The organism is Phytoactinopolyspora endophytica, from assembly GCF_004138495.1.
Taxonomy (GTDB): domain Bacteria; phylum Actinomycetota; class Actinomycetes; order Jiangellales; family Jiangellaceae; genus Phytoactinopolyspora; species Phytoactinopolyspora endophytica.
In genome coordinates this window covers 111,666-116,757 of record NZ_ML142852.1, presented here as the reverse complement: position 1 = coordinate 116,757, position 5,092 = coordinate 111,666, and the positions used below count along the sequence as shown (strand labels likewise).

The window sequence follows — 5,092 nt, the reverse complement described above, 5'->3', positions numbered from 1 at the left end:
GGCGATCTGGGCACATCGTGGAGCAGCGGACGCCCGGTGGCCGCCGAGGTGGGTGGGCGGCTACCCGCCACCGCCCGGCTATGTGCCGTTGCGCTGGGTCTTGCCGCCGTGGTCGCGGTTCCGCTGGCGCTGGTGGCAGCGCGATGGCGAGGGCGCGCGGTGGACTTCGGCATCCGAGGTCTGATCTTCACCGGTGCAGCGGTGCCGAGCTTCGTCGTCGGCACCGTGCTGCTCGACATCGTGGTGCTCGGCTGGGGCATGGGATCGGTCATTGCCGACGGCTCATGGCGCGGCGCGGTCCTGCCGGCGGTGCCGCTGGCGATCGGCGCCGCCGCCATGTGGGCGCGGGTGTTCCGAGCCGCCTTGGTCGACGCGTCGTCGAGCGGGCCGGTCGACGTCGCCGTAGGACGCGGCGCCAGCCCTAGCCGGGCGCTGCTGGTGCACATGGTTCCTCCGGCGACGCCGGCGCTGCTGACCGCGGCCGGCATGACGGTCGGCAGCCTGCTGGCCGGCGCTGCCGTGGTGGAGACGGTCTTCACCTGGCCGGGCATCGGCAGGTACCTGATCGAGTCGATCGTTTCGCGGGACGTCCCGGTGGTGCAGGCGCTGGTCCTGTTCGGGGTGCTGGCGTACGTCGTCGCCAGCCTGCTCGTCGATGTGATCGTCGGCTTGATACGGAAGTCCGGGGTGCGGCCCTCGTGACCGGGACGTCCATGGGGCCCGCAGGCCGGGCGATCAGGCCCGCTCGCCGGGCAGCTCGCCCGCGTCCCCGGGTGTCTGCCGGCCGCGCCAGCCTGGTGATCGGCGTGGCACTTCTGTCGACGCTCGTGGCGTTGGCCGTCGTCATTCCGTTCTTCCGCCCCGACCCGAACGTCACGGACTACGCCGCGAAGCTCGCCGCGCCAAGTTGGGAGCACCCGCTCGGCACCGACCAGGCCGGCCGCGACGTGCTGGCCCGGCTGGCGGCAGGCGCGCGGATATCGCTCGGCACTGCGCTGTTGGTCGGCGCGGTCAGCACCGTCGCCGGGCTGGCGGTGGGGCTCGTTGCCGCGCTCTCGCCCGGCGTAATCGACACCGTGCTCTCGCGGCTCGTCGACATCGTCCTCGCCATTCCCCAGCTGGTGCTCGCTCTGGCCGTGATCGGTGTGCTCGGACCCGGGCTTACCAACCTGGTGGTAGCGATGGCGCTAGCCGGATGGGCGCCGATGGCGCGCTACGCCCGGACGTTCGCGCTGGCCCATGTGGACCGCCCGTTCGTGACGGCAGCTCGGATGGCGGGCGTCGGACGGCTGCGGGCGATGTGGCGTCACGTGACCCCGGCTACCGCGGTCAGCGTGCTCTCGGTAGCAACGCTCGGCTTGGCCGAGGTGATCATCGGCCTGTCCGCGCTGTCCTTCCTGGGGCTTGGCGTCGCCCCGCCCACGGCGGAGTGGGGACAGATGGTCGCCGACGGCCGTAGTTACCTGTCCCGGGCGCCCTGGCTGGTCATCGCTCCCACGTCGGCGATCGTCGTCAGTGTGGGCTGCGTGTCGCTGCTCGCCGACGCGATCGAGGAGACACCGCGATGACGTTGCGGATCGACCGGCTCAGCGTCCGGTACCCGAACGGTTATCAGGCGCTCGAACATGTCTCATTGACCATCGGCGACGGCGAGACCGTAGCGGTGGTCGGCGGCTCCGGCTCCGGCAAGAGCACACTGGTCCGTGGTGTTCTGGGACTGCTGCCACCCGGAACCGCCGTCACCGGGATGATCCTTCTCTCCGGGGTTGGCGACCTGACCGGGCTCCGTGAGCGCGAGATGCGCCAGACCCGTGGCCGGCAGGTCGGTTACGTCGGACAGGATCCCTACCGGTCGGCCGATCCGTGGTGGAGCGTGGGCCATCACGTCAGCGAGGCGTGGCTGGTGCACCGGCTTCGGGTGCCACGGGAGCAGGCGGTCTCCAGGGTCGCAGCGCTCGGAGTGGGCGATGCGCGGGAGCGGCTGCGCGATCGTCCTGCCATGTGGTCTGGAGGCATGCTGCAGCGCGCCGACATCGCCGCGGCGGCGGCGCACGCACCGCGGCTGATCGTCGCCGATGAGCCGACGTCGGCCCTGGACGCCGACGTCGCTCGCAGCGCATTGGCGACGCTGGTGGCACAGTCGAGGTCCTTGCTGCTGGTCAGCCATGATCTGGACATGGCCGCCGAGTACGCCGACCGCATCGTCGTACTGGACGGGGGCTGCGTCGCCGAGGAACTGGTCGTGGGGCGTGCGGGTGGCGGCGCTCTTGAGGCGGTGGCCACCCGCCCGGCCACTCGGGCGCTGGTCGGGGCACGTGCGGCCGGCGCCGGTCCACGGCCGTCTCCGACGACAGGGCCAGCGGTCGCATCGCTGGAGGACGTCAGCCTCGCCTACCGGGGCGGCAGCCCTGTCGTCAGCGACGTCGACCTCCGGATCATGGCCGGCGAGGTGATCGGGCTGTGCGGACCCTCGGGCGGCGGCAAGAGCACGGTCTTGCGCGCTCTGGCTGGGTTGTTGCGGCCAGTGTCCGGCAGGGTACGGCACGGCGACACCGTGTTGTGGTCGAGTGAGGCGAGCCGTCCCAGCCCCGGATTCGTCATGCCGATCTTCCAGGACGCCGCCGGCAGCCTCGACCCTAGGTGGCCGATATGGAAGACCGTCGCCGAGGCGATCGTCGCGACCTCGGAAGGCCGCATCCGGCTGGCTGCTCCCGAGACGCGCCGCCACGCCGCCGAACTGCTGCGACGAGTGGGTCTGGACGACGTCGACCCCGCGGCTCGTCCCAGGCGACTCTCCGGTGGACAGCGCCAGCGGGTGGCGGTTGCCCGCGCGCTCGGCGGCGACGCGCGTCTCGTCGTCGCCGACGAGCCGACCGCCGCCCTGGACAGCGTCCATGCGGCCGAGATGGTCGGCCTCCTGCGCGAGCTGGCCGACCGCGGCTGCGGGCTGGTGGTCGTCAGTCACGACGAGCGTAGGCTCCGGTCGTTCGCCGACCGCGTGCTCCGCGTCCGTGACGGTCAGGTTGTCCCTGCCTGAGAGCTCAGTCAGTCGCTACGGGGCGGTTGGAGTCGTGGCAATCGCGTAGTAGCGGCTGCCGACTGGGCCGGTGCGCCCCGTCGACGCTCCGCCGTGCAGTGGGCTGACGCTCGGCAGGAACCCCGCGCGGACCTCGCTGAAACCGGCCTGGACGGTGGCGTCGACGAGCGGCTCGATGCTGGTCACCGTAGCCAGCGGCGTCCGGTCCAGTTGCTCGGGAGTGCGGTTGGTCCAGCCGTCGGCTCGGGAGAAGGCGAGAACGGTCAGGAGCTTGCCCCTGGACGTCAGCAGGTTTCGCCGCCAGGCGGCGAGCAACTCGGCGGGTCGCTCGAAGCTGTCGAGGACCTGGCAAGAGACGACGAGGTCGTAGTCTGCCGGCCCGTCCAGAGCTCGGGCGTCGACGCGACGGTACTCAATGCCATGGCTGTCCCGGCGACGGGCGACGTCGAGCATCGCGTCTGAAGCGTCGACACCGTGCACGGTCGGCGCTAGACCGAAGGTGCTCTGGAGGACGTCCCGAATCAGCCGGGTGAACTTGCCGGTCCCACAGCCGATATCGATCACACGCGGCTGGTGTGGGAGCGTCGCGGCCGTATCGCGCAGAATCCAGACGATGTCCGACGCCCAGCAGACGCGTTCGCTCGGCAGTGTGAATCCATGACCCCGCTCGGACTCATATGCCTCGGCCCTGTGGACGTCATGGCGCTGAGGCACCAGAACAGGATACGAACAATGCGGCCCAGGGCACACATGCCGGGTACAATCTATGAACGTCTCATGATCTATAAACGTCTCACGTGCGCGGCGGCTGGTTTTGACCGTTCGGTGTGGGAGCGAGTATTCTTAAACGTCGTTGTGTGTGCCGGCGGCAGCTCTGCTGCCAGGTGGCGGCGCACCGCAAGACTGGACATCCTTACCGACCAACCGAAGGCCTACGACCGTGCGCACGTACAGCCCCAAGCCCGGTGACGTTGAGCGTCAGTGGCATGTCATCGACGCCACTGATGTCGTACTCGGCCGGCTCGCCTCACACGCCGCCACCCTGCTGCGTGGCAAGCACAAGCCCATCTACGCCCCGCATGCCGACACCGGTGACTTCGTCATCATCATCAATGCAGACAAGGTCGCTCTGACCGGGAACAAGCTGCAGCAGAAGGTCGACTACCGGCACTCCGGCAGGCCAGGTGGCCTCCGTGCGACGAGCTACGCCGACCTGCTGGAGAAGAACCCCCGACGGGTCGTGGAGAAGGCCGTCAAGGGGATGCTCCCGCACAACAGCCTCGGCCGGAAGATGTTGACCAAGCTGAAGGTCTACGGCGGCCCAGAGCACCCACACCAGGCGCAGAAGCCGGCGCCGTTCGAGATCGGCCAGCTGACACAGTGAGCGACACCATGACCAACACCGCGAGCGAGGACATGACCGAGACCACAGTCGAGAATGAGGCCGAGGAGACCTCGGTCGAGAGCTTCACTTCCGAGTCGGCGCCGTCGGCGCCCTCGTCGGCCATCGAGCCGGCTGCCGCTATCGGCCGACGCAAGGAAGCCATCGCGCGAGTCCGCATCGTGCCGGGCAGCGGCAAGTGGAAGATCAACGGTCGCGACCTCGACCAGTACTTCCCGAACAAGGTCCACCAGCAGGTTGTCCGTTCGCCGTTCGTCGAGCTGGAGCTGGACGGACGCTACGACATCGTCGCCCGGCTCAACGGCGGGGGTTCCTCCGGACAGGCCGGGGCCCTGCGTCTTGCTTTGGCCAGGGCGCTTAACCTCGCGGATATCGACAGCAACCGCGCGGTGCTGAAGAAGGCCGGCTTCCTCACCCGTGACTCCCGGGAGACTGAGCGCAAGAAGGCCGGTCTGAAGAAGGCCCGCAAGGCCTCCCAGTACAGCAAGCGTTAAGGCGCAGCTACAACTACACAATCCAGCAGGTTCGGCCCCGGGGGAAACTATGGTCACTCCGGGGCCGAGCTGTATTTAAGGAGAAGGCACGTGGCACGTCTCTTCGGTACCGACGGGGTGCGCGGGTTGGCGAACGTCGACCTCACGGCTGAGCTCGCC

6 protein-coding genes are annotated in these 5,092 nt (G+C 69.2%); 5 read left to right on the top strand and 1 reads right to left on the bottom strand.

Annotated features, from left to right (window positions below):
- The 3 genes from ELR45_RS08885 to ELR45_RS08875 form a co-directional block, all read left to right on the top strand.
- Positions 1 to 702: ABC transporter permease (locus ELR45_RS08885; protein WP_165367620.1), on the top strand; the 702-nt coding region annotated here is incomplete at its 5' end.
- A gap of 104 nt (positions 703 to 806) precedes the next feature.
- Positions 807 to 1,568 (top strand): ABC transporter permease, encoded by a 762-nt coding sequence (locus tag ELR45_RS08880; protein WP_205856274.1) that lies wholly within the window; start codon positions 807 to 809, stop codon positions 1,566 to 1,568.
- Positions 1,565 to 3,037: an ABC transporter ATP-binding protein gene (locus ELR45_RS08875; RefSeq protein WP_129665247.1), complete on the top strand. Its 1,473-nt coding sequence runs from the start codon at positions 1,565 to 1,567 to the stop codon at positions 3,035 to 3,037. The genes ELR45_RS08880 and ELR45_RS08875 overlap by 4 nt, the downstream gene beginning before the upstream one ends.
- A gap of 15 nt (positions 3,038 to 3,052) precedes the next feature.
- Here the strand turns inward: ELR45_RS08875 and ELR45_RS08870 are convergent, their stop codons facing one another.
- Positions 3,053 to 3,751: a class I SAM-dependent methyltransferase gene (locus ELR45_RS08870; protein WP_165367619.1), complete on the bottom strand. Its 699-nt coding sequence runs from the start codon at positions 3,749 to 3,751 to the stop codon at positions 3,053 to 3,055.
- A gap of 226 nt (positions 3,752 to 3,977) precedes the next feature.
- Between ELR45_RS08870 and rplM the strand changes: the two genes are divergently transcribed.
- Together rplM and rpsI are read left to right on the top strand one after the other, a co-directional pair.
- On the top strand, positions 3,978 to 4,421 hold the full coding sequence (rplM, locus tag ELR45_RS08865; protein WP_129665243.1) for a 50S ribosomal protein L13: 444 nt from the start codon (positions 3,978 to 3,980) through the stop codon (positions 4,419 to 4,421).
- A gap of 32 nt (positions 4,422 to 4,453) precedes the next feature.
- On the top strand, positions 4,454 to 4,933 hold the full coding sequence (rpsI, locus tag ELR45_RS08860; protein ID WP_129665809.1) for a 30S ribosomal protein S9: 480 nt from the start codon (positions 4,454 to 4,456) through the stop codon (positions 4,931 to 4,933).
- Positions 4,934 to 5,092 lie beyond the last annotated feature (159 nt).

What these genes read in the sequence shown, in the direction of transcription:
- rpsI (WP_129665809.1), top strand. Translation starts at nt 4,454, where the DNA reads ATGACCGAGACCACAGTCGAGAATGAGGCCGAGGAGACCTCGGTCGAG.
- ELR45_RS08875 (WP_129665247.1), top strand. Translation starts at nt 1,565, where the DNA reads ATGACGTTGCGGATCGACCGGCTCAGCGTCCGGTACCCGAACGGTTAT.